Genomic DNA, 25,841 nt, shown 5'->3' with positions numbered 1-25,841 from the left:
GACAAAGTTTGACAGTATGCTATAAAATATGTGGAATCTTGTTGAAAGACACGGCATCTACAACGAAGTGTTGAAAGATTCTGTGCGAGAATGCCTTACTCCGAACCGCTGGCTGAATGCAAAAAACTGCAAGCCCCGGATCGGAACTTGCAGTGTGATGATAGACTATTTAATTTAATTCGCTGACGTGGAGCTTTGTTAATTGGGTCTTGCCTGAAGTGACATCAGTTTATCCTGAACCGATTGTAACTTCTGTATACTAGAGGCATCCGGTTTATCACGACGGTCGTCAATCTTGACGGATGTGGAAACACGCTGAGCTCCTGACAAAAACGGCGCTTCATGCAGAGCCGCAATTGCTGTAAAGATCTCGTTAAGCGGTCCCTCAATAATGGTGCTCATGGAAGTTAACTGATATGTAATGCCCCGTTGATGTTCCAATACCTTTTGCATGTCTGCCACATAACTGCTTAGACTCGTTGTACCCGTTCCGATTGGAATGACAGTCACTTCTGCTATTGCCATTTTGCTCCGCCTCCTCTGGGCCCCGTGAACAACCGCTGCCGCTTATTTTAGTCGAAATTTGACTCCTTTTATTTTACCAGTTGAATACGTTACAATTCAAACTGACGTGAAGACGTCATTGGAATTGGTCAAAATTTTTTTTTGATAATTCTTCAAATCTTCCAGTCCTTTTCCTTTGCGGATTCCTGGCTTAAATGGTATACTCGGAATTACGTTTTACTGGTTCTGCCCACTTTACAAACACAATATGTTGGGTTACAGTATGTTGACAGCTACAAAATGTAGTAACACTAGATTTCTCCGCTTCTAATAGTCAGCTTCTGCATTCTCGCGAAAAACAGGATGAAATCACCTCCAAAGGCACGTCCCTGTAGGTGTAAATCGCTTTCTCGAAACAGAGTTGACACCGAGGTTAAAGGGGCTGTTTGGACTGCATCCGGTATCCTCAAACTACAGGCACATCTGCATATAGACAAAAGCTTACATAAGCACCCTTCTCTGTCGATATTCCTGAACCTCCAAGACAGTAAGGAAGCCAGAGCATCCATGGGCATTTTCAGCCGCGAGGCGGGAGAATGCTTTTTATATGAGCATGTTCTGCATTGTGCTGCTTTGTGCGCTCAAGTTGAGCGATTTAAGACATGATTTGTCGCCGCCGTTTCAGTCCGCAAAACGCAACCCTATTTCTTTTTCTCACCGTAAGAAAGACACTCAATTCTTTATATAAAGAATTTCTCCAATTTATCTCTTAAACATGCGAAAGCGAGGAATATTCATGCCACAAGTTGTGACCAAGCCGAACAACCGCCAGCTTGCCTTTGATGATATGCGCATCTCGGTATATGCCGACCGTATTCTGGAAGGACTGGACATGCTCGACAAGGAACGTCTGGTACGCGGGGTAAACAGCAAGCTCCGCCGTGACGAAGTTACCGGAGACGAGATCAGCAACGCTTTTATGATGAGCGCACTGGAACTGGTAACCAAAGAGGAGCCTAACTGGAAATTTGCAGCGGCACGCTCCCTGCTCACTTCCCTGTACAAAAAAGCGGCGACCAACCGCAGATACAAGTCTTACCCGGACGAGCCTTATGGGGCATTTCACCCTCTTCTTGTAGATCTCGTGAAAAAAGGCATCTACCGTGAGGAATTGCTGGAATGTTACACCAAAGAACAGATCGACGAACTTGCGGAGTGCATTGACTATCGCAACGATCTGCTCTTCGATTACATCGGCTTGCTCACACTGGCAGAACGTTACCTTGCTCACGATTTTGACGGAAAAGTAATGGAGTTGCCTCAAGAGCGTTACATGGTTATTGCGATGTACCTGATGCATCAGGAGCCTGCTGAGAAACGTATGGATCTCGTTAAGGAAGCTTACTGGGCGATGAGCAACATGTATATGACAGCAGCTACACCTACGATGTCCAATGCGGGCAAAAAAGTGGCTGGACAGCTCTCCAGCTGCTTCATTGATACTGTGGACGACTCACTTGAAGGTATCTTCGATTCCAATACAGATGTAGCCCGTCTGAGCAAAATGGGCGGCGGCATCGGCGTTTACCTTGGTAAAGTCAGAGCTCGTGGATCAGATATTCGTGGACACAAAAACACAAGTTCCGGTGTAATCCCTTGGATTCGCCAACTGAACAATACAGCGGTCAGCGTAGACCAGCTTGGTACACGTAAAGGTGCCATTGCCGTATATCTGGACGTCTTCCACAAAGACATTCTGGCCTTCCTTGATCTGAAGCTGAACAACGGTGACGAACGGATGCGTGCACATGACGTATTCCACGGGATCTGTCTGCCTGACCTGTTCATGGAGCGAGTAGCCAGCCGCGGTGAGTGGAGTCTGTTCTGCCCGCACGAAACGAAAAAAGTGATGGGCTGGAAAGATGAGAACGGTCGTGCACTCGGACTGGAAGATTTCTATGATGAGTCCGTAGGCGCAGGCGCGTTCCGTGAGAAATATGAGGAAGCGGTCAACCATCCGCTCTTGTCCCGTATCACGGTTCAGGCGATTGATATTATGAAACGTGTTATGAAATCCCAACTGGAAACGGGTACGCCTTACATGTTCTACCGGGATACCGTTAACCGTTCGAACCCGAACAGTGCACACGGCATGGTGTACTCTTCCAACCTTTGTACCGAAATCATGCAGAACCAATCTGCGACTGTAGTTGAAAAGGAAGAGCTCGTAACCAAGGATGGACAAACCCGTATCGTGATATCCAAAGTACCTGGCGATTTCGTAGTCTGCAACCTGAACTCCATTCACTTGGCACGTGCTGTACCTCATGATGTATTGGAACGTCTGGTACCGATTCAGGTTCGTATGCTGGACAACGTTATCGATATCAACAACATTGAAGTGCTGCAAGCCCAATACACCAACAGTCAATACCGTGCAGTTGGTCTGGGAACCTTCGGACTTCATCATCTGCTTGCTCTTGAAGGCATTCGTTGGGAATCGGAAGAAGCAGTCACATATAACGATAATCTGTATGAAAAAATTAACTATCTGCTCGTGAAAGCCAGCATGGAGCTGTCCAAGGAAAAAGGACATTATCCGAAATTCCAAGGTTCCGATTGGCAAACAGGCAAATACTTCGACCAACGGGAATACACGACTGGTGAGCGCGTAGGCGAATTCGTTACAACGGAACAATGGAAAGAACTGCAAGCCCAAGTTCAGCAAAACGGTGTACGTAACGCTTGGTTGTTCGCCATTGCACCAAATGGTTCAACGTCCATCATTGCAGGTTCAACAGCCAGCATTGATCCGCTTTACGAACTGTTGTCCTATGAAGAGAAAACGACATACAAGATTGCCAACCCGGCACCTGATCTGTCCGAAAAAACGATCTGGTACTACAAAACAGCGTTCATGGTGGATCAACATGCTTCCATCAATATGGCTGCTGCCCGTCAACGCCACGTCGATCAGGGACAGAGCTTCAACCTGTATGTTCGTCCGGATATTAAAGCAACGGAATTCCTGGAACTGCACTTGCACGCATGGAGAGCCGGCATGAAATCGACGTATTACGTTCGTAGCCGGGCATTAACCATTGAAGAATGTGATTCTTGCGCAAGCTAAGTTTTACCCATGATAGAGCAGATTGACCAGATTCACGATGACCACCAGGGCATCCTGTTTTGATTGCAAAATGGCGTTGCCCTGGTTCTTTTTTGCCTAAAACACGATCACAGCATCGCAAGATGTTGATATAGATGATTTTCCAAAGTTCTGTCGGCAGAACATTATGATATTTCAAGGAGTGAACGGACGATGCAAGTACAGAAAATTTTCAACACCGAAGCCCCTAACCAATCCACCCGTATTATTGAAGGTGAATGCTCCGGTATCCTGAACTGGAACGACATTCGCATGCCTCATATGTACAAATTGTACAAAGTACTGCTGCTCAACCACTGGATCGCAGACGAAATTCCAATGTCCAAAGATGCTTCCCAATTTGCTCAACTGGATGAGGAAGAACAACGTACATTCAAAATCAACATCTCCCTGCTCGCGGTACTTGATTCCATGCAGACGATGTTTGTGGGTGACGTAAAACGTTACTTTACCGATTCTTCCCTCGAAGCGATCTCGGCCATTATTGGACAGCAGGAAGTTGTTCATAACCAATCGTATTCCTACGTCCTCTCTTCCATCGTATCTGATCGGGAGCAAAAGGAAATTTTTGAATACTGGAAACATGATCCGGTGCTGCTCGACCGCAACCGTTTCATTGCTGATATCTATCAGAACTTCCGGGACGAGCCGTCTCCACAGACGTTCTTCCAAGCTATGGTAGCCGATCTGGTACTCGAAGGAATCTTCTTCTATAGTACGTTTGCCTTCTTCTACAACCTGGCCCGTGACCAGAAAATGATGGCAACCAGCCAGATGATTTCTTATATCCAACGGGATGAAAACCAACACTGTTACTTCTTTGCTGAAGTGTACAAACAGTTGCTGGTAGACTTCCCTGAACTGAACACACCTGAGAACATGGAGTATGTATACACAACCATTAATCGTGCGGTTGAGCTCGAAACCAACTGGGCACATTATACGCTCAGCAACGTACGCGGCATTGACCTGAACGAGTTGGAAGATTACATCAAGTACATCGCTAACAAACGTCTGCGTCTGATGGGTATGGAAAAAGCATATGAAGGTGTGGATGTAAACTGCATGCCTTGGATTAAACCATTCTCCGATGAAGCACTGAATGCAACCAAAACCGACTTCTTCGAAGCCAAATCCCGTAACTACGGTAAAGTCGGCGACGATAACGGATTTGACGATTTGTAAAATCTTCTGATCAAGTATTCCGATATAAATAAGCACACATTAAAGCACTCCCTTTGATAGAATGCCTTCATGGCTATCTACATGCGGGAGTGTTTTTTTGTCTCTTAACCCTGTAAGATAGTTTGTAAAAGACTCACATCCCTCCCAACGAAATGAGGCCTATTCATGGAAAGAGAACTGCTGGAACAGATCAACTTGTGGCATGAGCAGGACCAATTCAGTCTCATTATAGAACGTATCGAGCGTATCCCCGTCTCGGAACGGGATTATGATCTGATTGGTCAACTCGCCAGAGCCTATAACAATGACGCACGTTACCGCGAAGCCATTCAACAACTGTTGTCTGTCGAGGAGCAAGGAGTCAACGACCCGCTGTGGCATTATCGCTTAGGGTACGCGTATTGTTATATCGCCAACTATGAACAAGCACTATTGGCGTTTGAGAGAGCTAACGAACTTCAGCCACATGATGAATCAACCCTTGAATTTTTAAGTCAGATTCGGCCTTTAGTCGAGAAGATGCGGCGGGATCGACAACGTCATGAAGAACACGTGACAGCATGGCAGCAGCGTGGCACGTTGAACCATCTTCGTGCTGCTTCAGGAACGTACGACCCAGTGACATTCTGGAAGCAGAGTGATTATGCACGGGATAACCATGTGTCGGCCCCCTTTGACGAAGAAATGATTGTATCGCTTGAACACGAATTTGGTTACAAGCTCCCTGCCTCCTATATTCAGCTTATGCATACCCAAAATGGTGGAATCCCTACACGAACGGTGTTCCCAACCGAAGAAGCAACCTCCTGGGCTGTGGACCATATTGAGATTTCAAGTATTTTGGGGATTGGCCGGGACAAGATGTATTCCCTTGGAGGAGAGTTTGGGAGTCGGTTCATGATCGAAGATTGGGGATACCCTGACCTGGGGATTGTGATCTGTGATTGTCCATCCGCTGGCCATGATGTCGTTATGTTGGATTATCGCTTTTGTGGTCCTGAAGGCGAGCCCTGTGTCGTTCATGTGGATCAGGAAAATGATTATGAGATTACATATCTTGCGCCGAATTTTGAAGCTTTCATCCGTGGATTGGTCGATGAGGATTGGTATGACCTGTCTGACGAAGAGAATGAGGACTAAACTTCAGGAGGATCCTGCCATATGACAACCCGTATCTATTTTGGTTCCAATCAACTTGGCGAAGTGGCCGCAGTTTCATTGCAGGATGCGCTGAATGAGCTTGACCTGGGAATACTTGAAGACTATCGACGAACGGATAAAGGGGTTATGGGGCAGACCTTGCTCTTTCGCTCTTCCCGTGGAGAGTATATTCTGAAAGGCAATCCTTTATATGCAGGACAGTTACAGGAAGAAAAGTTCTTTGTAGACCAACTGGCGAAACATACGTCCATTCCTGTCCCTGATCCTTATTTATTACAGGAAGATACCGAACTTCTAGGCTGGAGTTATGCCATCATGCCGCGCCTGCCCGGGAATCACCTGTATGATCCAGCATTCCAGGCTTCACTGTCACAGCAGGATCAGGAAGAGATCGCCTGTATGTTTGCCCATACTTTGGCTGAGCTGCACCGCTGGAAGGTGCCTGACGCCGGGGAATATGACCCTATAGCGCAGCAGATTGTTTCCTTTGCAGGCGATTATCTGGACTGGTTGTACGGAACCATTCGTCACTGGTTACATGATGCGGAGCAATACTCCGTGATTACGGATGAAGATGTTCAGTGGGTGGACGAGCAATTCAAAAATGCTGAACCGGCATTTCGTTCCAAAGCTGTTCCGAGTTTTGTCATGGGAGACTTCAAGGTCGAGAATATCCTGATTCAAAATTTGGACGATCGTTCTTCAGGGTGGCAGATTAGTGGTCTGTTTGATTTTACAACCGCCTATTTCGGAGACGGCACAGCTGACCTAACCAAAATATCCACCAGATATGTTCGTGAGGGTCAACCAGATCTGGCCTCACTGTTCCTTCGCTGCTACCGGGATCTGATCTGTGCAGCAGATGAGGAGAAGTGCCAACACTTCCGTACACGTCTCAGCATGCATCTGCTCTATCAACGGATCTTGTGGTGGGGCGAAGCCAAAGCGACAGGACAAGTGACGTGGGCACCCGACCTGCCTTTTGCACAGTGGGCGGAGCAGTCCATCGATTCGATTCTCGCATTGCTGGATTAATCCGGGCGCACGCATATAACCGCCAAAGATCAATGATGATCTCTGGCGGTTTTCGTCATACACTATATATCTCGAACAATGATGAAACCTTGCTCAACTTAAGCCTGTGCGACGGGTGACTCCTGATGTTTCTGCAAAAACTCCAGCATCCGGCGATACACGAGAATCTCGTTTGCTTTTCTGGAGAAGCCATGGCCCTCATCGTCCAGAACGATATATTCCACATCAAGTCCCTTCGACTGGAGCGCAGCTACGATCTGATCGGATTCGGCCTTCACGACCCTTGGATCATTGGCACCCTGAATGACCAGCATTGGGTTAACCATCTGATCGAGATACGTAATCGGTGAATCCTTCGTTAAGCGTTCGCGGTCACGGACCGGATCACCCAGCCAGTTATCCATCATCGGCTTCCAGTCTTCCGGTACGGATTCAAGGAATGTGAACAGGTTACTTGGCCCAAAAATATCAACCGCAGCCCGGAACAGCTCCGGATGGCGTCCTGCCAATAACAGGGTCATGTATCCCCCATAACTTCCTCCTACCACAAACAACCGCTCTGGTGAGGTAATTCCCTGATCAAACAACCAGTTGATCCCGGCAACACAGTCCAGTCTTGGCCCTTCGCCCCAATCTCGTTCAACCAATTTGACGAATTCCGCACCATATCCGGTACTCCCTCGGAAATTCGGTGCAAAGATATGATAGCCCTGAGCGAGCATCATCTGGAACATCGGCCGAAAAAACTTCGCTTCGGAGGCTTGCGGCCCACCATGAGGCCAAAATACCGTGTAACCATTGGCCTGCTCGGGCTTTGCTTTGAACAAAAGAGCTTCAATCTCCAGTCCGTCGTAGGAGTTATACCAAATAACGTCAGGGTACACGAGATCACTTGGGTGCAGTCCGGTTACCCGATTGGCAGTCAGCGGTTCCCAGGACTCAGCACCTGCCATTTTGCGATAAATGTTATGCGGCTGGATTGCTCCACGTCCGAGGATATACACATTACCAGCCTTCGTAACGTTCACCTGCTCTATTGTATCCAGCGGCATCTCTATGCGCCGAGGCTCATCGGCATTTTTGCCTAATACGTACATACGATTCTCCGGCCCTGTAAGTGTCCAGAAATATAAGGTCTCGGAAGCCTGATGCCAGCGGATAAACTCCACATCTTCACCTTCAATTTTGCACAATGAACGGAATTCGCGGGTATCGATACGGTACTCAGCCACATAGGCGTATGTGGAGTCATCATTGGTAATGAACAGAAGGCGATTGTCATCTGCAAAAATCAGATCGGATACCTGACTATGACGTTCTGAGGCTGGCAGAATGACCATTTCTTCATCGTTACGATACAGATGCGCCGTCTGATACGTATTCGAGTACATTTTGAGAATGACATAACTCTTCTCGTCAGGACTTACGGCAACCAGGCTGCTCGTAACCTCTTCTCCACTGTATAACAGTTCATCTTCACCTGTCTCCAGATCGATGCGCCGTGAATTCAGATAGTTCGGATTACCCGCGCTGGTGACATAATAGAGACGTTGTCCATCCTCGGACAATTCAGAGAAATAACAGCGATCATTCGGCTCAGCCGATACAATAGGTAGTGGAACGCCGCCTTCCGGTTTGAGGGCATATAAATGATAGTTCTCATCTCCATCCCGATCAAACGCGGTAAGAAGATGACGTCCTTGCGGGTCTGCTTTGATAAATTGACTGCTCTGATTCAAGTACGTTAAAGGATACGGGTATCCTCCAGGCAAATCCATCGCCCAAATATTCGGCTGACCGTTCAGATTGCTGTCCATGAACAAACGTTTCTCGTCTGCCGATACGGCAAAATGCGAAATACGGTACGTCTGAAAATATTGCTCAACATCCGGTTTAGGGAACTGAATCATGACAAACCTCCTTGGAATTGAACCAATGAATTTAACATTGGTAAATTAAGGTACCATTTGTCCATATTATAGGTAATGCCAATGTTTAGACAATAGATATGTGAGTTATAATTCAGATTCTCTCCATTTTCCCCTCCACTTATGGATAAAAGGTCATATGAGCTTTGTCTTCGCGATAATAATCCAGCCTTTGCTTCATCGTACCTGTATGCAGTTCAAACAGATGTCCATCCGGATCGGTGAAATAAACGGATAATGCATCCCGCGGATCTCTTGGCCTTCCGGGAAGTATGTCCGCCCCGGCTGCTCGCAGTTGCTGCACAGATTCGTCGAACTCTTCTTCTTTGACGGTAAAAGCAATATGAGTATAGGTTCGTTCCGTATAATTGCGAATAACATCCTCCTGATTCAAGGCAATCCACAGACCGGCCAACTCGAAATAAGCCAGTTTGCGTCCTTTCACTTGAATTCGGGCACCGAGAGCCTGCTCATAAAAGGCAATGGACCGCTCCAGATTGGATACGGAAAAGCACAAATGATTAATTCCTTGAATATTCATGTGGCTCCTGACACCTCCATCGATTTAAAGGATCTATCCTTATTATGTTATATTTTGCGCAAAAAACAACCGCTGTGCCTGCTCCTCTCGCACATCCTTCTGGGCGAATGCATAGGTTATCCGTATCAATGTACGTTCGAGGAGGATGTAAAGCGAATGAATCCTGTTTATCCTTTTTACGGTGAGAAAACGGTGTGCAAGGAGCAAAAGCTGGCATTTCCACCCCAGCATCAGGACCAGCAACCCGGTCTGGAAACCCTGATGGTGCCTGAACCGATTAGTGAAGATCCCGCTTATATCGGCAGCTGCAAACTCGAAGGCAAAGTTGCCATTATTACGGGTGGTGATAGCGGAATCGGCCGGGCAGCAGCCATCGCTTTTGCCAAGGAAGGTGCGGATATCGTCATCGCTTATCTATATGAACGGACAGATGCCGAAAGGACTCGTGAACGGATCGAAGAACTGGGACAGCGCTGTCTCTTAATCGAGATTGACCTCCGCCTGAAGAAAAATTGTGAAACCGTCATTCGCACGACGATGGAGACCTATGGAAAGATCGATATTCTGGTCAACAACCATGGCGTGCAGTACGTGCAGCCAAGCATTGTTGATATTACGGAGGAGCAGTTGTACCACACCTTTCAAACGAATGTGTTCGCCTATTTCTTTCTGATCCAGGCCGCTCTCCCCCATCTGTGCAATGGTGCCTCCATCATCAATACGGCTTCCATCACAGCATACAAAGGTAACGTCCAGTTGATCGACTATTCCTCCACCAAAGGTGCTGTCGTGTCGCTCACTCGTGTACTTTCCCAATCACTCGCAGCACAGGGAATCCGCGTGAATTCTGTTGCCCCTGGTCCCATCTGGACACCTCTTATTCCTGCCAGCTTCTCCGCGGAGGATGTGCAGGTATTTGGAACGGAGACACCTATGGGTCGGGCTGGTCAGCCTTACGAACTGGCGGCAGCTTATGTCTATCTCGCCTCCCGCGATTCATCCTACGTCACAGGTGAATGCATTCATGTCAATGGCGGTGATATGGTAACGACTTAGGGTAATGCGGTGGCTGATGTCACTTCCCTTGGTAGAAACGTATTAGATGATGGCTAATCAAGCCGGGATGGAACGTATTTCTGAACGATGTGCAGCTGATGTCAGGTTGGATTTGGCAGGTGTGGCAGGATATCGGTTGTCCGGTTGCGAAGAGGGTTAGGAGTATGATCCGGTGATGCCGGAACCTGACATCTTGTGACAAGGAGCTGAACAACCTGATGAACTTTGATCCACTCTACCAACCATACCCCTCGTACCGCGTACCTGTGTATGCGAAACAAGGCATGGTCGCCACGTCACAGCCACTGGCTGCACAAGCCGGTCTGGATGTATTGAAAAAAGGCGGCAACGCCATCGATGCAGCCATTGCAACTGCGGCAGCACTCACCGTGCTGGAGCCTACGTCCAATGGCATTGGAGGCGATGCTTTTGCCCTCGTCTGGACCGAGGGCAAACTGCATGGCCTGAATGCCAGCGGCCCTGCGCCTCAGGGCATATCCATTGAGGCGCTTCAAGCGGCAGGCTATACGGAGATGCCGAAGCTTGGGGTTGTTCCGGTGACGGTGCCTGGCGCACCGGCGGGTTGGGCTGAGCTGAGCCGCCGTTTCGGGCGGCTCACGCTGGCGGAAGCGCTGGAACCGGCCATCCGCTATGCGGAGGAAGGTTATCCGCTTGCGCCTGGGCTGGCCCGCCACTGGGCAAGGGCAGCCGAAATCTATGCACGCCAGGGTGATGCGAAGGCAGGGCGTGCGTGGTTTGAGACATTTGCTCCAGGCGGGCGTGTTCCCGCAGCTGGAGAGTTGTGGCGCTCGCCGGATCATGCGGCGACTTTGCGCCAGATTGGCGAGAGCGAAGCGCGAGACTTTTACGAAGGAGAACTGGCAGAACGCATTCATTCCTTTATGGCAGACCACGGTGGTTATCTAACCAAAGAAGATCTGGCAACATTCCAGCCCGAGTGGGTTGATCCCATCTCTGTCTCCTATCGCGGATACGATGTGTGGGAAATCCCACCGAATGGACAAGGGCTGATTGCTCTCGCGGCGCTTAATCTGTTGAAAGGTTACGAGTTTGACGATAAAGAATCCGTTCAGGCATATCATCAGCAACTTGAAGCCATGAAGTTGGCATTTGCTGATGGGGAGAAATATATTACCGAAGAACGCAAAATGGGCGTGACCGTAGAGGAACTACTGTCCGAGGCCTACGCGGAAGAACGGCGCAAACTCATTGGTGATACCGCACGAACACCTGATGCAGGTGATCCACGAGCAAGTGGAACGGTCTATCTGGCTACAGCGGACGGTGAAGGCAACATGGTTTCCTTTATCCAGAGTAACTACATGGGCTTCGGGTCTGGACTCGTTGTTCCGGGGACAGGCATTGCCCTGCAAAATCGCGGACACAACTTCTCACTGGACCCGAATCATGCGAACGCACTGGAGCCAGGCAAACGAACATATCACACGATCATCCCGGGATTCCTCACCCGTGGCAACAAAGCGGTCGGGCCATTTGGTGTCATGGGTGGTTTCATGCAGCCGCAGGGTCATGTACAGGTGGTCATGAATACAATCGATTATCACCTGAACCCACAGGCCGCCTTAGATTCTCCGCGCTGGCAGTGGACGAAGGGCAAAACTATTCTCGTGGAACCAGGTTTCCCGCAACACATTGCACAGGCACTCGCCCGCAAGGGACATGATATTCAAGTGGCGCTCGATCCATCCCAGTTTGGACGCGGTCAGATTATCTGGCGCAACCCGGACAATGGCGTATTATGCGGAGGTACGGAAACCCGAGCCGATGGCTCCATTGCGGCTTGGTAAACTCATGTAATTTCTACAAAGGGAAGATCACCCTCTGATCCATATATGATTCTATTCAAAGGCATAACAGAGATGATTCATGTCATCTCTGTTATGCCTTTTCGACACGTTAAACGTCAGCAAACAACAGACTGTAGTTAATTATGTATCCTTCCAACCAGGAAAATGTGAAAATAATGTGTAATTCATGAAAAATATTTATTTTTTCGTAAATTTTCACTACATACCATAAATCACAATGCCTTTCTAACCGATATAGATAAAGGGAAATCCTCACCACACGTGTCATCCATGTACACGTACTTCCCTGGAGCTAAGAAACCATTCAAAACAGAAAAATGAGAATACAGAAATGAGGGTACCACACATGAAAACAAACAAGAGCAGACGCGCAGGTCTAGGTCTCACCATAATGATAATCCTGACGGTACTGATCCTGGGGGCGTGTTCAGCCAGTAATACAACAACGTCAACAGACACAAGAACGAGGGTCGGGATCGTGCTTACGGAAGTGGGTCTGGGTGACCGTTCTTTTAATGATGCTGCTTTTGATGGGCTGGTTCAGGCCAGAGACGAGAAAAGCATTGTCTTTGACTATCGTGAACCGGGCGAGAATTTAACTGCCGAAGCTGCATTTGAAGAGTTTGCGGAAGCCAAATTCGATCTGATTATCGGCCTGAGTGATACGGTCCAATCAGATATGGAGAAAGTTGCAGCCCAATATCCTGACCAGCAGTTCCTCATGATTGACAGTCAATCCGAACTGCCCAACATTGCCTCCATTTCATTCCGGGCGGAAGAAGGAAGTTATCTGGCAGGTGTTATTGCCGCTATGGCCACAACGGAAAATCATGTCGGTTTCCTTGGTGGAATGGAGATCCCGGTCCTTCGTGATTTCGAGCAGGGTTTTGAGCAAGGTGTTCTGGCTGTCAAGCCGGATGCAACCGTGGATGCCGTCTACGCAGGGGACTTCGGTAATGCCGATCTGGGTGAACAACTGGCTGCACAGATGATTCAGGACAAGGGCGCTGATGTGATCTATGTGGCTGCCGGTCTCACAGGCGTTGGTGCACTGACGGAGATTCAGAAATTAGGGAAATACGCCATCGGTGTAGATACCGATCAATTCTTTTTGGCGGAAAAAGCCATTCTGACGTCGATGCTGAAAAATGTGGATGTCTCTATCTATAATGCCGTTAACACATTTATTAAAAACAATCATACCTTCCCTCAAAAAGAAATTGTGGAGGGGCTGGCGGAGAACGCCGTGGGTCTGACTGCTCTACATAATATCACGCTCAGTGATGAACAGCAGAAAACCTTCGAAGATCTGAAAGCAAAGATCTCTTCGGGTCAAATCAAAATTACGCTTGATCAATAACCCATCGGATACAAGGAGGTACGTACATGAAACTACAGGGAAAACTAATACTTAATGCTCTAATTTCACTACTTCTATGCCTTGCGCTGGTCGCTTATATCATCATGCAATTGCTCGGTATGAATGCCAAGAATCAAAATCTGGTACCAGCCATGCTCAAGGTTAGTGAACTGAATGCCAATCAGATTCAGACCCAGCAGGCACTGGATGTCTATTCGTTCTCCATGACAGCAGGAAATCAGGACGCAGTACTCCGCTTGCTGGATGAAGGCCAAACGATGATTCAGGAGCTTACGGACGGATTGCTCGAAACCGATCCGCAGTTACAACTTATACAATCCATTGAGACAAAATTACAAGCTCTAAACCAGGGAGCCACCGAAGCGATGAGCGCGATGAACAGTGCGGAAGCGAAACGTTACAGCACTAGGGTTCGGGGCATACAGAATGATATCTATTCGTTAGATGAGATGACTCGGGATCGTTATGATCAATATACCGTGGATTTGGAACATGACATTCAGCAAACGTGGCAAGTCGCTCTCGGTGGAGCTATCATATTGCTCGTCGCTGTAATGTTGTTCAATATGTATACTTCACGGCAGATCGCCCGGCGTATTCGTACGCTCAAAGACGCTGCGGGACAAATTGCGGACGGTGACCTGACCGGACAATTATCGGAAGCTCGGGGCAAAGATGAACTCGATGATCTGAGTCGCTCCTTCGGTATCATGACCCATAATATCCGTGGTATTATTCAATCGATTGGTGCAGCTGGTCATCGTGTCGATCTGATGGCGCAAGATATTGACCGCGGTAACGATACAGCCCAAGCGATCGTGCAGCAAGTATCCCGCACCACGGAGGAACTCTCGATTGGTAGTCAAAAGATTGCCGAGGATCTGAGTGAAACGGTGATGGTTGTGGACAAAATGCAGTCTACCTTCAATAGCAATCTGGAGGCCACCTCCCAATCGGTAATCGATGGTCGCGAAGTATTAACTACCGTTGAGGAAGGAAATAAGGCTGTAGCGGAGCAACTCCGTCTGGCCGAAGTGAATCGTCTGGCGATGTCCGAGGTGGAACAAACGGTGCGGGAACTGGAAGAAAGCGCGGTTCGAATCACTACGATGACTGCGTATGTATCGGAGATTGCCAAACAAACGACCATGCTCTCGTTAAATGCCTCCATAGAGGCTGCTCGCGCTGGAGAAGCCGGACGTGGCTTCGCTGTTGTTGCAGGCGAGGTGAACAAACTCGCCGAACAATCTGCGCAATCGGTCAAGCATATCTATGCGGCGGTGGGCGAAATCACAACCTCCATGGACAAGGTGAAGAATTCTGTAGCACAGAGCATGCAGCTATTCGGCGAACAGGAACAAGCCACCAGCCAGACTCGTGAATCCTTCTCTGCCATTCGTGAAAGTGTGGAGCGCATAAGTACGGGTATCCACCAGCTTGCTGAGGACATGCAACAATCCAACGAACTCAGTACACAGGTGCAACAGGCCATTGAAAATATCAGTGCCATCACGGAGCAGTCGGCTGCCAGCAGTGAAGAGATTACCGCCTCCACGTCGGAACAACAACGTTCCTTCGCTGATGCAAGTATCAAGGTGAAGTCACTGCGTGATATCAGTGCGGAGATGCATCAGGAACTGCTGCGATTCCGGCTGTAAGCAGGATGTTGGGAGAATTCAGGCTGTAAGCAAGTTGGCCGAAGAATTCGGGATGCGTGCATCCCAGCATGCAGTGCCCTGCTTCGTGACAAGGGTGAAGAGGTAGGTTGGATGCAGGTCAGATGTAGGTTGGATGTAGTTTATATGCTGTTAGATGCTGATTATAGGTACGCTATAGGTAGGTTATAGGTAAGCCAGGATCAGGCAGCGTGAACATACAAGCAAACAAAGGGGAGCCTCCGTCATAGACCATGACAGGGCTCCCCTTCTCAGTAGCTAATCGTTGTTTCAACTAACCATTGTTCCCAAGACACGCGCAAGTCGGTAACCAGACACGAAAGTGGATCACAAGGCATCAGCGTTTCAGATCCAAACGTTTAACGAACCGAGCAAACCTTATTGGACCACGAATTGAGGATTATAAAATCTAACGAATCTCAGGCACTCTATTCCCTAATTTAGTCCGCTTTTTCAGGTGTTTTCTCTGAAATACATAGAAATAACGTGGATAGGGTTCGTTAGCTTTTGCTCCTCGATATAAACCGTGGCATAAGGTGTATCAGGTTCGCTAGGGCATTGAGCATTGATCATTTGTGTTGGGTGTTGAGCAATGGACAATAGACAATGAACATGAATCATGAATCATGAACACTGAACATGAACCTTGAACAACCCATAACGTTCACACACCTCGTTCTTGGTGTGCTGGTTCCTTGGATTACTTATAGCTTGGACATGAGTAGTCATACACTCACACTTAGATAGCCAAAATCAAGAACTTGCCTCAGCCCCGTCCTCACAATGCGTCGATGATGTCTCCCGCCAGCAGGGACGACGGGTCACCGCGCAGCAGTGCTGCTTGTTCGGCGGCCTGTCCGTGGAGATATACGCCGAACGCGGCAGCTTGCTCCGCGCTGAGCCCTTGGGCAAGCAGACCGGCGATGATGCCGGTCAAAACGTCTCCGGCACCGCCAGTCGCCATGCCGGCGTGCCCGGTGGTGTTGATGTACGCCTCGCCGGATGGCGTTGCGATGACCGTTCGTGCTCCCTTGAGCACAAGGGTCACGCCCTGCTCGCGGGCGTACTGTGCAGCGTGTCCAATGCGGTCACGCTGCACTTCCTGGGTCGACATGCCCAGCAGTCGACCCATCTCGCCAGGGTGCGGCGTCAGGATTGTCGCCGCACTTCGCTGGCCCCAGTCGCGAGGCCCATGTGGGCCCGCGTCTGCCAGCATGTTGAGGGCGTCCGCGTCAATGACGAGCGGACGATCCGTATGTTGCCACAGACGGCGCAGCCAGTCTGTGTCGCCCTTGAAGCGACCGAGGCCCGGGCCGGTCGCGAGCACGTCGCGGCTCTCCGCGAGACGCAGCACGGCGGAGGCGGAAGCCGCGTTCCATTCGCCGCTGTCGCCATCGGCGGCGGCAGCAAGCATGAGCTCGGGCACGGTGCCGATGACATGCGGCAGCAGTGCCGCGGGCAGCGCCCATGTGGCGAGCCCGCAGCCTGCGCGCAGCGCGGCCTTGGCCGAGAGCAGGCCCGCGCCGCTCATCGGCAGACTTCCTGCGGCCAGCAGTACGTGGCCGTAGGTGCCCTTATGGCCGTCCGGTGCCCGGAGGCGGCCTGTGTCCACGCGCAGCGCACCGCGCAGCACCTCGTCCGTCAGCAGACGGACCGAGGGGCCATGCTCTGGCGCAAGCCGCGAGGGAATGCCGATGGCGCGCATCACAATGCGCCCCGCGGCAGAAGCGCCCGGGTACTGCACCAGCCCGCGCTTGAGCAGCGCGAGGCATACGGTCACCCGGGCTTGAATGCAAGGCTCGTACACCTCTCCGGTGTCGGCGTCCAGCCCGCTTGGCACATCGGCGGACACGACCGGCTTGCCGCTGTCGTTCGCCGCCTTAATCAGCGCCGCGTAAGCTCCCCGCGGCGCCCCCCGCGAGCCGGTGCCCAGCAGCGCATCCACGATGCCTGTGCACCGGCTGAAGTCCACGGCTTCGCGCCCGTGGACAAGAGCAGGGATGCCGAGCTTCGCGGCGGCATCCCGTTGCACTGCGGCTTCGCCCCGCAGTGCCTTAGGGGCATCGGCGTAGACCAATGTCACGCCAAGCCCTGCTTCAACCAAATGGCGCGCGGCCACCAGTCCATCGCCGCCATTATTGCCCTTGCCGATCAGCATGTACCACTGCTGATCTCCCGGGCGCTCCATCACCAGCGCCGGATCGGCGATGATGTCGCCACCATAACCCTGCCGATCGCCGGGCCCGGTGTGTGCCCGCCTCGCACCTGCCTTACTGTGATAACCAAGCTGCCCTGAATCCGCAAGCCAGCCGACTTCCTGCCCTTCCCGGCACAGCTTGATCACTTCCTCGGCTATGGCGCGGCCTGCATTCTCCATCAGACTTGCTGCTGGAATACCAAGCTGATGAATCGTATGATCGTCCACAGCTCTCATCTGTTCAGCGGTCACGATAAACAACGGTCATCCCTCCCCGTGACAAGCTCATCTCATACCTAAAAGCAACAACTTCACACTTAAATGCTGATCCTGTATGTGTATCGCTATCTTTCCCCTTACCTTATCCAGTTACCACAATCCAATCGATACATCATCGGAAACTCTATCGATTCCGTGTACGAGATCTTCAGATTAAATCATCCATTCCAAAGCCTGTTTACGCTTAGTAACCTACTGTAAACCGCGCTTGAATAAACTGCGGATCGTCCAGTTCGTCCACCAAAGCCGCTGCAAAATCACCAACGGAAATCGAGCTTTCCCCGATATCATCCGTAATCACACGGTTCATCCCAACTCGGAACTGGCCTGTCCGGCGTCCTGTTGTGATTGTCGCAGCGGGGCTCATGTAGGTCCAGTGAATACCCGATGCTTCAATCAGGTCATATGCATCTGCATGTGCTTTCGCCAGTGGTTTGACTTCTTCCGGGAAGCCAGGCGTATCCATCAGCATATCACCGGAATCGGTCAGCAGGCTTCCCGCTCCACCCACTACAATCAAACGTCCTGCTTTTGCCCGGCGCACACCCTCGATCAACGAACGTGTCACTTCCAGCATCTCTTCTTCTCCACCGAACTTCGGCCCATATGCACTCACAACCGCTTCCTGACCCGCTGCAAAATCAGCCACCTGATCCGGGTTAAGCAGATCTCCCTGTTCTACACGCAAACGCTCATGCACCATCTCAATTTTGGATGGATCACGTACCACTGCTGTCACTTCATGTCCACGATCCATCAGCTCCCACAGTATCGTCTTGCCAATCGCGCCGGTTGCTCCAAAAATGGCTACTTTCATATCAATTCCCTCTTTTCTGTAGATATTATCTCAACAACTTACCGTTATTTTAATACTTAATCCTATTGTTATATACCTTAAACGGCTCACGCCATCTTAAACCGGATGTGACATCTTGTAAACGTTAATGTTCATTCACTTAACCTCTGATACTATGCAACATCCCACGAACAACACGTCACCAACCGCTTTTCCGTTCCGTATCATTACCTTAACCATCGCCAAAAAAGCCGCATTTGCGGCTTCAATATCACGTATTTATCTTACGTGGATACTCTACTGTAGGTTAGAAAATCAACAGCCTTCTGCGCCCAGATTCGCTCCGAATAAGCTTCATGCGCCATATCCTCGATATGAAGCTCAATCCTGCCTACAGCTCCAGACAACCGCTTGTTTTCCATAATGTCCCGATACAATCTCTCCGTCTGCTCTACAGGACACAATTGATCCTCCTGACCGTGAATGAATTGAATATTCACCTCACTGAGCCCGGATACATAGGCTGTTGGGCTTCGATCCCGCAGGGCAGATGGATCATGCAAAAGCTCACCGATTTCCGTTTGCAAGAATGATCTCAGCTTCGCTCCTCCGCCTGCGTACAGTCTTTCCAGATCTGTGAACGGTGCACAGGCAACCACATTACTCCATAGCGCAGGACTTTTACCTGCTACCAGCAATGCCAGATAAGCCCCATAGCTCACGCCATAGAGAGAGACGTTTGAATAGGAAGATAACATCTGCTCCCGCATGAACTGGATGACTTCTGCATCCACGCCGCCCCAGTCGTTCTGAATGAGCATCCTGTAATCCGTGCCAAACCCTGAACTGCCGGGATAGTTCAACCCGATGACCCGCACTCCTGCCTGATATAATCCGCTGATGACCGGACTAAAGCTGTCAAACAGGCAATTATGAGGCCCCCCATGGAGATAGATAACCACCTGTTCAGCACCCTCCGGGTGCATGTCCATGTACGGAATCATGTCTTGTCCATAACGAATCCTCCCATAGATTACATCTGGTTCCTCGCCAGGATAGTTGCCAGTTCTCTCATCTCTCCCAATCGGGAAAGGGGTACTCGTACTCGTTTGCTCTGAAAAACGGTATATTCCCGGCGCAGGAGGGCGGACAATAGATTCATATTTTCCGATCAATCCCTGCCTGTCCCTGCTGAGCACAGCCTGTGTCAAGATTCCCGGATAATCACGTAGCTCAAATCTCTTCTCTCTGTCCAATGTATATTGAACATATTGCCACCTGCCGCAGGTTATCCCTTCACAGAGGACGAGCTGTTGATGTGCATCGAGTTGCATTCTGATCAGTTCAGAGAAGGGTTCGCTATCCATTGAACATACATGTACCAATCCCTCTCCTTGCCTGATCCATCCAGGCTGGAAACCATGTTCCACAGGAATCGATACCGCTACCAGGTCACCCTGCTTATCCATCACAGGGTAGGCATACTCCGTATAAGGGATTTCGGATGATGGAAGGATGTCTTGGGAATACGAATACACTCTTCCGAATCCACCAACGTTTACGCCGACCTCTCGTGTAGATGCAGACCAGAATACAAATTGCGGCTGATCCAGATCAGGAGTAACCCATCTCGCTTCATCCTTTTCCGGATCATAAAGACCTATACGAACAGACCCTGACCGATTCCTAATGGAAAATAGCAGGAGTAATCGCTCCTCTTGCCACGCGGCTTGCATCACAGGAAATGGAAACTTCACAAATCGGCTCTGTACCAGAATTGCTCGCTCCTCATTCTCGTATATATGAAGCCATTTCCCCGCCTTGTCCTGTGTAATCACCAGAACCTGGTTCCTTCCAATGAACTGAATATGCTGCGTGTGCTGCTCTGACTCCGTCCCATGTTCAGAGAGGATCTTCCGGCTACCCATGCGGCCTGTATCATCAAGACTGCACCATTCGCATGTGTTGTCATCATAACCCAATAGCATACTCGTTCGTTCCTTATTCACACTCATTCGTGTCAGGAATGGATAACCCAACCGGATTTCCTCCTCTCATTCCAGCTCTTTAACTGCTCCCATCCCTCCAATTGCGATTCCAGTTTATCAATATACTGGTCCTGCGTGTATGCATCTAGGGGCGTAACGGTCCCCAGTCTGCCTAATGTTTCCCGAATCAACCTGATCTGTGGCAGACTGGCAACCGGCAGCCCCATCATCAATAGACGGTACACCCGGGATGCCCGTTCCTCTAACCCTTGAGTAATCAGCGCGCCAGCGATTTCCACCGCACGGCCAAGCAGTTTGGAATGGACCGTGTTTGTCTTCATACGTAACAATTGAATCAACAGTTCGTATTCCTGCTCCTGCTCACCAAGCTGTTGATGTAATACCATTTTTAATTGCAGCACATGCCCCAGCCAATCTGCATACGTATCAACACATCGCTTCTCCGCAGCCAGCAACGTCTTACCTGCCTCTGCATAGTGCCCCGCCCGGAGCTGCAACCCCGCAATGTTGAGTAGGGTCTGAATCTGAAAAACTCGCTGATCAGGTCCCTCAGGAAGCTGTCGTATACGCTGTCCCGCCTGTCGCTCCAACATAATTGCACGTTCTACATTGCCCTCCTGCATCTCAATTAATGCTTCACCATTATCAAGCGCAGCCCATTTCCCGGTACGATACGTTTCCGTTAGTTCTTCATGGGCAAGGATTTCCCGAGCTTTCGAATAACAGTGTCGTGCTTCGGCATAATACTTCCCGTTTTTGGTCAACAGCTGACCCAGCTCAAACCAGAGTACTGCCTGCTGTGTCACTGACAAACGTTGAAATAACGAATTATGGTCAAAGAAATGAAAACAGGACCTGTAGCGGGCCGGATTATCCGATTTGGACAACAAAATCCAGGCCAGCCTGTTATAGAGCGCCAATGCGGCCTCTTTCTCCTTCCCTTTATCCTTGCTTACCATCCGTAGATGTTCCTCCAACAAACGTCGGGTCTGATCAGGCGTATCCCTGACAAGGGATACCGGAAGTTTGGCTATGTCCTCAGGATTGCTCGCTATGGTTGGATATCGATGAAAAAAAAGTACGACACTTACTCCCCTTAATTTCTGTCGATACAGGATATAGTGGATGGCTCCCAGATCCGCAGGGTGAAGGTAGGAAGATATTTCAATCAGAACCCATTTCCTATTGCCAGGTGTCCACCCTGATCTTTGGAATCTCAATAACGCATTTTTACATGCTACAAGATCATCTATGGGTTTAACCGGACTTAATTGATAGATCAGCGGGAGAGTAGCATACGGATCATCAACCGCGATTTGGATAGCTTTATCCTGCCAATGCGTTGTCAATTTGTGAATTTCATGCTTCACTGCATCCGATGTCCCTTCAACGACAAACAACCCGGGTTCATGACTCGCACGATACCATTTACTTCTCAGATCATGATAATCCGTACTTTCCAGTGGGACAGGCATCATGAAAACTCACTCACTTTCGTGATACGGCATACGTGTATAAGTTCAGGTACCTGTTGTAGATTCAGTGCCGTCATCAATTGATAACTGCCCCGGTTGTTTGCATCCAGTGAAGCTTTAACCCGCTGATTCGGATTGGAACTGCACCGATGGAGGCCATATGCAGCAAGCCAACGGGCCCAACCTTGACGTTTCGCTTCAGGTATCGTGAAGATATGAGCAAGGAGTATACTGCCGAACTCATCGCTTAACAGGCAGCCCCCGATCTTCCTTCCCTCCAGTTCCACAAGGCCGGAACCCTTCAGCAACTTGCCATACACCCCCTCATCAATATCTCGGATAGCTTGACGAGCAGCTTCCCAACTTGGACAGGTAGGATCACTGTCCTGGAGCAAGTGTGCCAGAGAATCCACCTGCCCCTCCGCAGACATCCAAACCGCGTCTTCATTAGGCATAGCCGGCACGGGAACGTCCTTCAGCTTGCCGAAAAACCGGTATCGATGGGCAAGAACATCTGCCCGGTATCCAAGCTTCTCCCACGGAAATGAAGCAGGAGTGGTTGCATAGAGAGAGGACCATGTCATTTTGTCCAAAACGGATGACATTCGATCTTCCCAATAAGAATTGGAATGCGTTTCACTCCATAAATCCAGTGTATACTGCCCTTCTCCCTGATCAATTACCATGAGCGAAGATAGGGTATCCTCATTTCCAGGTTCAACGGCATAATAGCGATTACCCGTCTTTCCCGATTCATGCTGGCATTGCGGCAGAAGTTCAGACATGGATGTTAGCATCATACACTTTTCCCTCCCTGTCATGATCAAAACCTGAGTAAACCAGTGGTTCGGATGCAATAGACGGATAAAACCGGCGAAGCAGGAATGTATAGATCCCCATATATCCCGTCATATAATCCGGGGAGAACGACTCCATATCCTCCAGAGGCCACATCCATATATCTTCCCGTTGATCACTTCGCAATACATGCAAGCTCTGTGTGTATTCCGCTAGTTTGGTTTCATATCTGCCCGGGAACCTGCGATTGGCCAAGAGCAGAAAATCTCCATTACCTGCAATTCCGTGACATTGCCCAAAAGAAGCAAATACCGTTGCCTGTGCCACTGCATCTGCTGCTTGAAGTCCTAGTCTAGTGCAGAGGGGATCTTGCAAAATATCAGCCGCTGCCATTAGGAATCGACCAATACCCGCCGATCCATTACACCAGTGCACCCAGAGTGTATCTGGTTTTTCAGGCGATGCGGGCCACAGACTCACGCCATTCTGTCCGCCATAACTTGTACGGTCGAGTGTATGTACAATTCGCTTCACAGCAGAATAGTACGCTTCCTTTCCTGTACGCTCTGCCAAGGCAAGTAGAACATACCCGATGCCTGCAATGCCATGAGAGAATCCAAGGGAATGATGACCTTTTTTGTCCGATTTATCTTTTACTTTCCACAAACTCAATGATTCGTCTGTCCGCTCTTCTTGTTCCAAAATATAGACACCCAGTTCCTCTGCTCTTGCCAGAAGTTCAGGGCGGCCTCCAATACGGTATATTTCAAGCAGCATCAATCCCAAACCCGCAGCTCCATGACTAATATTGGTCTGCACTGGCTCATGTCGGGTGATTTCCAATGCCAGATCCTCTGCACGTCGCAGCAACGATGGATCTTTTATTCGTTCAGCCGTCTCTGCCATTGCCCAGGGGACAGCGCCATATCCAAAGTATAATGCTACAGGTGTCTCATCTGGAACGTAAGGGTGATTCTTCAAAATCCATTCCAATACTTCATACGCATATTGATGATATTGTCTGTTCTCTGTAATCTGACCAAGCTGATTAAAACCAAAAATCATCCCTGTCCACCCAAAGTTAAAATTAGCCGGATGAAACATCTTGCTCATACTGTTTTCCGGGAACAGTTGCAAGGGGCTATTAAAATCAAGAGAAGTATACAGTGTGTTTACCATACGCTCAGCCTGACGGAGCACTTCTTCTGGTTCCATATTGCATTCATCCTTCTCTATTACATCCCTGCTTCCTCCTGAACGGACCTCTTGCTGCTCCAGTAATGCAACCAACGTTTCACGAATATCTGATAACTTCACATATCCGCCAGACATGATCTCAATACCCAGACTTCCCAAGCCACGAAGTTGTGTATTACTTTGATGATCCAGATAAGCTTGTGCAGCTTCCAGATGGGATTGTCGATATTTCAGATAGGGGTCGATGGATGAAGCCATGTAATAAAAGACGGCTCCCAGTGCATACAGATCATCTGCATGACTGGATCGCCTGCTGTGCTCACGCCCTCGTGGCACATAGCCCGGAGTATGACCGGTCAATGGATCAGCCTGGTTCTCATCACTTCTAACATAAGCCAGTTCAAGATCAATCAGGCGTACACTTCCGTCCGTCAGCACAACAATATTGTTGGGAGTCAGATCATTGATCACAATTCCTTTATCATGACATTGCTGCACCATATCGAGAATATGTACACCCATCCGATGCATATCCGCCAGGTTGTAATCTGCGGCCACATGTCTGCGATGGATATATTCACGCAAGCTGATGCTTTCAAAATACTCCAGGATCAGATAGCGGTTATTTTCAGTACTAAACAGATCAAGCGGCCTCGGGGTAACCCCCGTATCCTTCATCAGATCAAGCACACGATATTCATTATCCAGATAGTCATGAGCAGACCGCCCACCACCGTCTACACGCATGCGGTAGACTGCTTCTTTCATGACAGCCTGTTCATACGATGTGCCAGAGATGAGAAATACTCCGCCCTTGCCGGATTTCTTAAGCACACGCCTTACACGAATGTTTCGTATACCAAACTCATTGTTATTGGAATCGGCATGACGAGAAGTCACCTGATTTTTCTCCATGGCTTGGATGCGCAGTAACTCCTCGGGTTCATTCACCCAATCCGGTTTGTACCTGCCAGGTGTTCTTCGATCCTCCTCCAGCTTACCTTCAGGATTCTGGATGGCATATACTTTTGCACCCGAGTAACGGTCATAGTAGAAACGATCCGTGAATGCACCATAACGGTAAAATACACACTGGCTGCCGAGGTATGCCCGATCTGTCGGAATAGCTGGTCCTTCCAGATCACCTGTACATGAATGCATTAGTTCAAGTAACTTCAAGAACTGTTCTTCGTCTCGTGCGTAGATAGTGACACATTTCCCAGTCTGAGGGAGAGGTATGGAACCGTTAGATGTTTCAATCAGTTTCAGCCCACTGCTCACTACTTTCCATTGCACTTCATTTTCTGTGAGAACAGGTGCAATACGGCGCAGCAATTCAGCTCCTTCCACAGGGATGACCGATATATGGATTTTCCACCCCTGCGCGGGAAGCCTTAATTCCTCCGGTCTAAAACAAATCCAATGGCCGTCATTCGACCATTGGATGGATTGGGGAAGTTCTCGTATTATATGTTCCAAAGCGTTCTCAAAGGCGTCCTTCTTGGGGGTTACGCTTGCGAATTTCAATGAGAATCACTCCTTTTTGGATAAAGTAAGAGGGGGAGGTACAATTATTTTAGTAATGCGCGAAAACCAAAGACTTA

Annotated in this window: 17 protein-coding genes; 8 read left to right on the top strand and 9 right to left on the bottom strand. The window is 49.4% G+C overall.

Annotated elements, in window-relative coordinates; translation table 11 throughout:
- Window positions 1–198: 198 nt before the first annotated feature.
- Window positions 199–525, bottom strand: coding sequence for an MTH1187 family thiamine-binding protein (locus NKT06_RS02755; RefSeq protein ID WP_253429600.1), 327 nt, complete (start codon window positions 523–525; stop codon window positions 199–201).
- A gap of 775 nt (window positions 526–1,300) precedes the next feature.
- Between NKT06_RS02755 and NKT06_RS02750 the strand changes: the two genes are divergently transcribed.
- The 4 genes from NKT06_RS02750 to NKT06_RS02735 all read left to right on the top strand — a co-directional run bounded on the left by NKT06_RS02750 (window position 1,301) and on the right by NKT06_RS02735 (window position 7,054).
- Window positions 1,301–3,634: a ribonucleoside-diphosphate reductase subunit alpha gene (locus tag NKT06_RS02750; RefSeq protein WP_253429597.1), complete on the top strand. Its 2,334-nt coding sequence runs from the start codon at window positions 1,301–1,303 to the stop codon at window positions 3,632–3,634.
- A 192-nt stretch (window positions 3,635–3,826) separates the two neighbouring features.
- The gene (locus NKT06_RS02745; protein WP_105601435.1) at window positions 3,827–4,858 is read left to right on the top strand and encodes a ribonucleotide-diphosphate reductase subunit beta; all 1,032 of its coding nucleotides are present in this window, start codon (window positions 3,827–3,829) and stop codon (window positions 4,856–4,858) included.
- A gap of 165 nt (window positions 4,859–5,023) precedes the next feature.
- Window positions 5,024–5,998 (top strand): SMI1/KNR4 family protein, encoded by a 975-nt coding sequence (locus NKT06_RS02740; protein ID WP_253429595.1) that lies wholly within the window; start codon window positions 5,024–5,026, stop codon window positions 5,996–5,998.
- A gap of 21 nt (window positions 5,999–6,019) precedes the next feature.
- Window positions 6,020–7,054 (top strand): phosphotransferase family protein, encoded by a 1,035-nt coding sequence (locus NKT06_RS02735; protein ID WP_253429591.1) that lies wholly within the window; start codon window positions 6,020–6,022, stop codon window positions 7,052–7,054.
- 98 nt (window positions 7,055–7,152) lie between these two features.
- Here NKT06_RS02735 and NKT06_RS02730 read toward each other — a convergent pair whose 3' ends face one another.
- A complete protein-coding gene (locus NKT06_RS02730) occupies window positions 7,153–8,964 on the bottom strand; it encodes an alpha/beta hydrolase family protein (RefSeq protein ID WP_253429588.1) in 1,812 nt (603 codons plus the stop codon).
- Window positions 8,965–9,103: 139 nt separating this feature from the next.
- A complete protein-coding gene (fosB, locus tag NKT06_RS02725) occupies window positions 9,104–9,523 on the bottom strand; it encodes a metallothiol transferase FosB (protein ID WP_253429584.1) in 420 nt (139 codons plus the stop codon).
- Window positions 9,524–9,679: 156 nt separating this feature from the next.
- Between fosB and NKT06_RS02720 the strand changes: the two genes are divergently transcribed.
- From NKT06_RS02720 to NKT06_RS02705, 4 genes are all read left to right on the top strand, one after another.
- The gene (locus tag NKT06_RS02720) at window positions 9,680–10,579 is read left to right on the top strand and encodes an SDR family oxidoreductase (protein ID WP_253429581.1); all 900 of its coding nucleotides are present in this window, start codon (window positions 9,680–9,682) and stop codon (window positions 10,577–10,579) included.
- 218 nt (window positions 10,580–10,797) lie between these two features.
- Entirely contained in the window at window positions 10,798–12,408 is a 1,611-nt protein-coding gene (locus NKT06_RS02715) for a gamma-glutamyltransferase family protein (protein ID WP_253429578.1), read from the top strand.
- A 367-nt stretch (window positions 12,409–12,775) separates the two neighbouring features.
- Window positions 12,776–13,789, top strand: coding sequence for a BMP family lipoprotein (locus NKT06_RS02710; RefSeq protein WP_253429575.1), 1,014 nt, complete (start codon window positions 12,776–12,778; stop codon window positions 13,787–13,789).
- Window positions 13,790–13,815: 26 nt separating this feature from the next.
- A complete protein-coding gene (locus NKT06_RS02705) occupies window positions 13,816–15,468 on the top strand; it encodes a methyl-accepting chemotaxis protein (RefSeq protein WP_253429572.1) in 1,653 nt (550 codons plus the stop codon).
- 796 nt (window positions 15,469–16,264) lie between these two features.
- Here NKT06_RS02705 and NKT06_RS02700 read toward each other — a convergent pair.
- The 6 genes from NKT06_RS02700 to NKT06_RS02675 form a co-directional block, all read right to left on the bottom strand.
- Window positions 16,265–17,944, bottom strand: a complete 1,680-nt coding sequence (locus NKT06_RS02700) for an NAD(P)H-hydrate dehydratase (protein WP_253429569.1) — start codon at window positions 17,942–17,944, stop codon at window positions 16,265–16,267.
- 202 nt (window positions 17,945–18,146) lie between these two features.
- Window positions 18,147–18,779 carry an NAD(P)-dependent oxidoreductase gene (locus NKT06_RS02695; RefSeq protein WP_253429566.1) on the bottom strand — a complete coding sequence of 211 codons (633 nt, stop codon included), beginning with the start codon at window positions 18,777–18,779 and terminating at the stop codon, window positions 18,147–18,149.
- 263 nt (window positions 18,780–19,042) lie between these two features.
- Window positions 19,043–20,797: an alpha/beta hydrolase family protein gene (locus NKT06_RS02690; RefSeq protein ID WP_253429564.1), complete on the bottom strand. Its 1,755-nt coding sequence runs from the start codon at window positions 20,795–20,797 to the stop codon at window positions 19,043–19,045.
- Window positions 20,779–22,245, bottom strand: coding sequence for a tetratricopeptide repeat protein (locus tag NKT06_RS02685; RefSeq protein WP_253429561.1), 1,467 nt, complete (start codon window positions 22,243–22,245; stop codon window positions 20,779–20,781). The genes NKT06_RS02690 and NKT06_RS02685 overlap by 19 nt, the downstream gene beginning before the upstream one ends.
- Window positions 22,242–23,042, bottom strand: coding sequence for a hypothetical protein (locus tag NKT06_RS02680; RefSeq protein WP_253429558.1), 801 nt, complete (start codon window positions 23,040–23,042; stop codon window positions 22,242–22,244). Before NKT06_RS02680 ends, NKT06_RS02685 begins: the two co-directional genes overlap by 4 nt.
- Window positions 23,020–25,764, bottom strand: coding sequence for a lanthionine synthetase LanC family protein (locus NKT06_RS02675; protein ID WP_253429555.1), 2,745 nt, complete (start codon window positions 25,762–25,764; stop codon window positions 23,020–23,022). Before NKT06_RS02675 ends, NKT06_RS02680 begins: the two co-directional genes overlap by 23 nt.
- Window positions 25,765–25,841: the final 77 nt, after the last annotated feature.

The sequence above is a fragment of the Paenibacillus sp. 1781tsa1 genome (genome assembly GCF_024159265.1).
Lineage (GTDB): Bacteria > Bacillota > Bacilli > Paenibacillales > Paenibacillaceae > Paenibacillus.
This window is presented reverse-complemented; position numbering and strand designations above follow the sequence as displayed.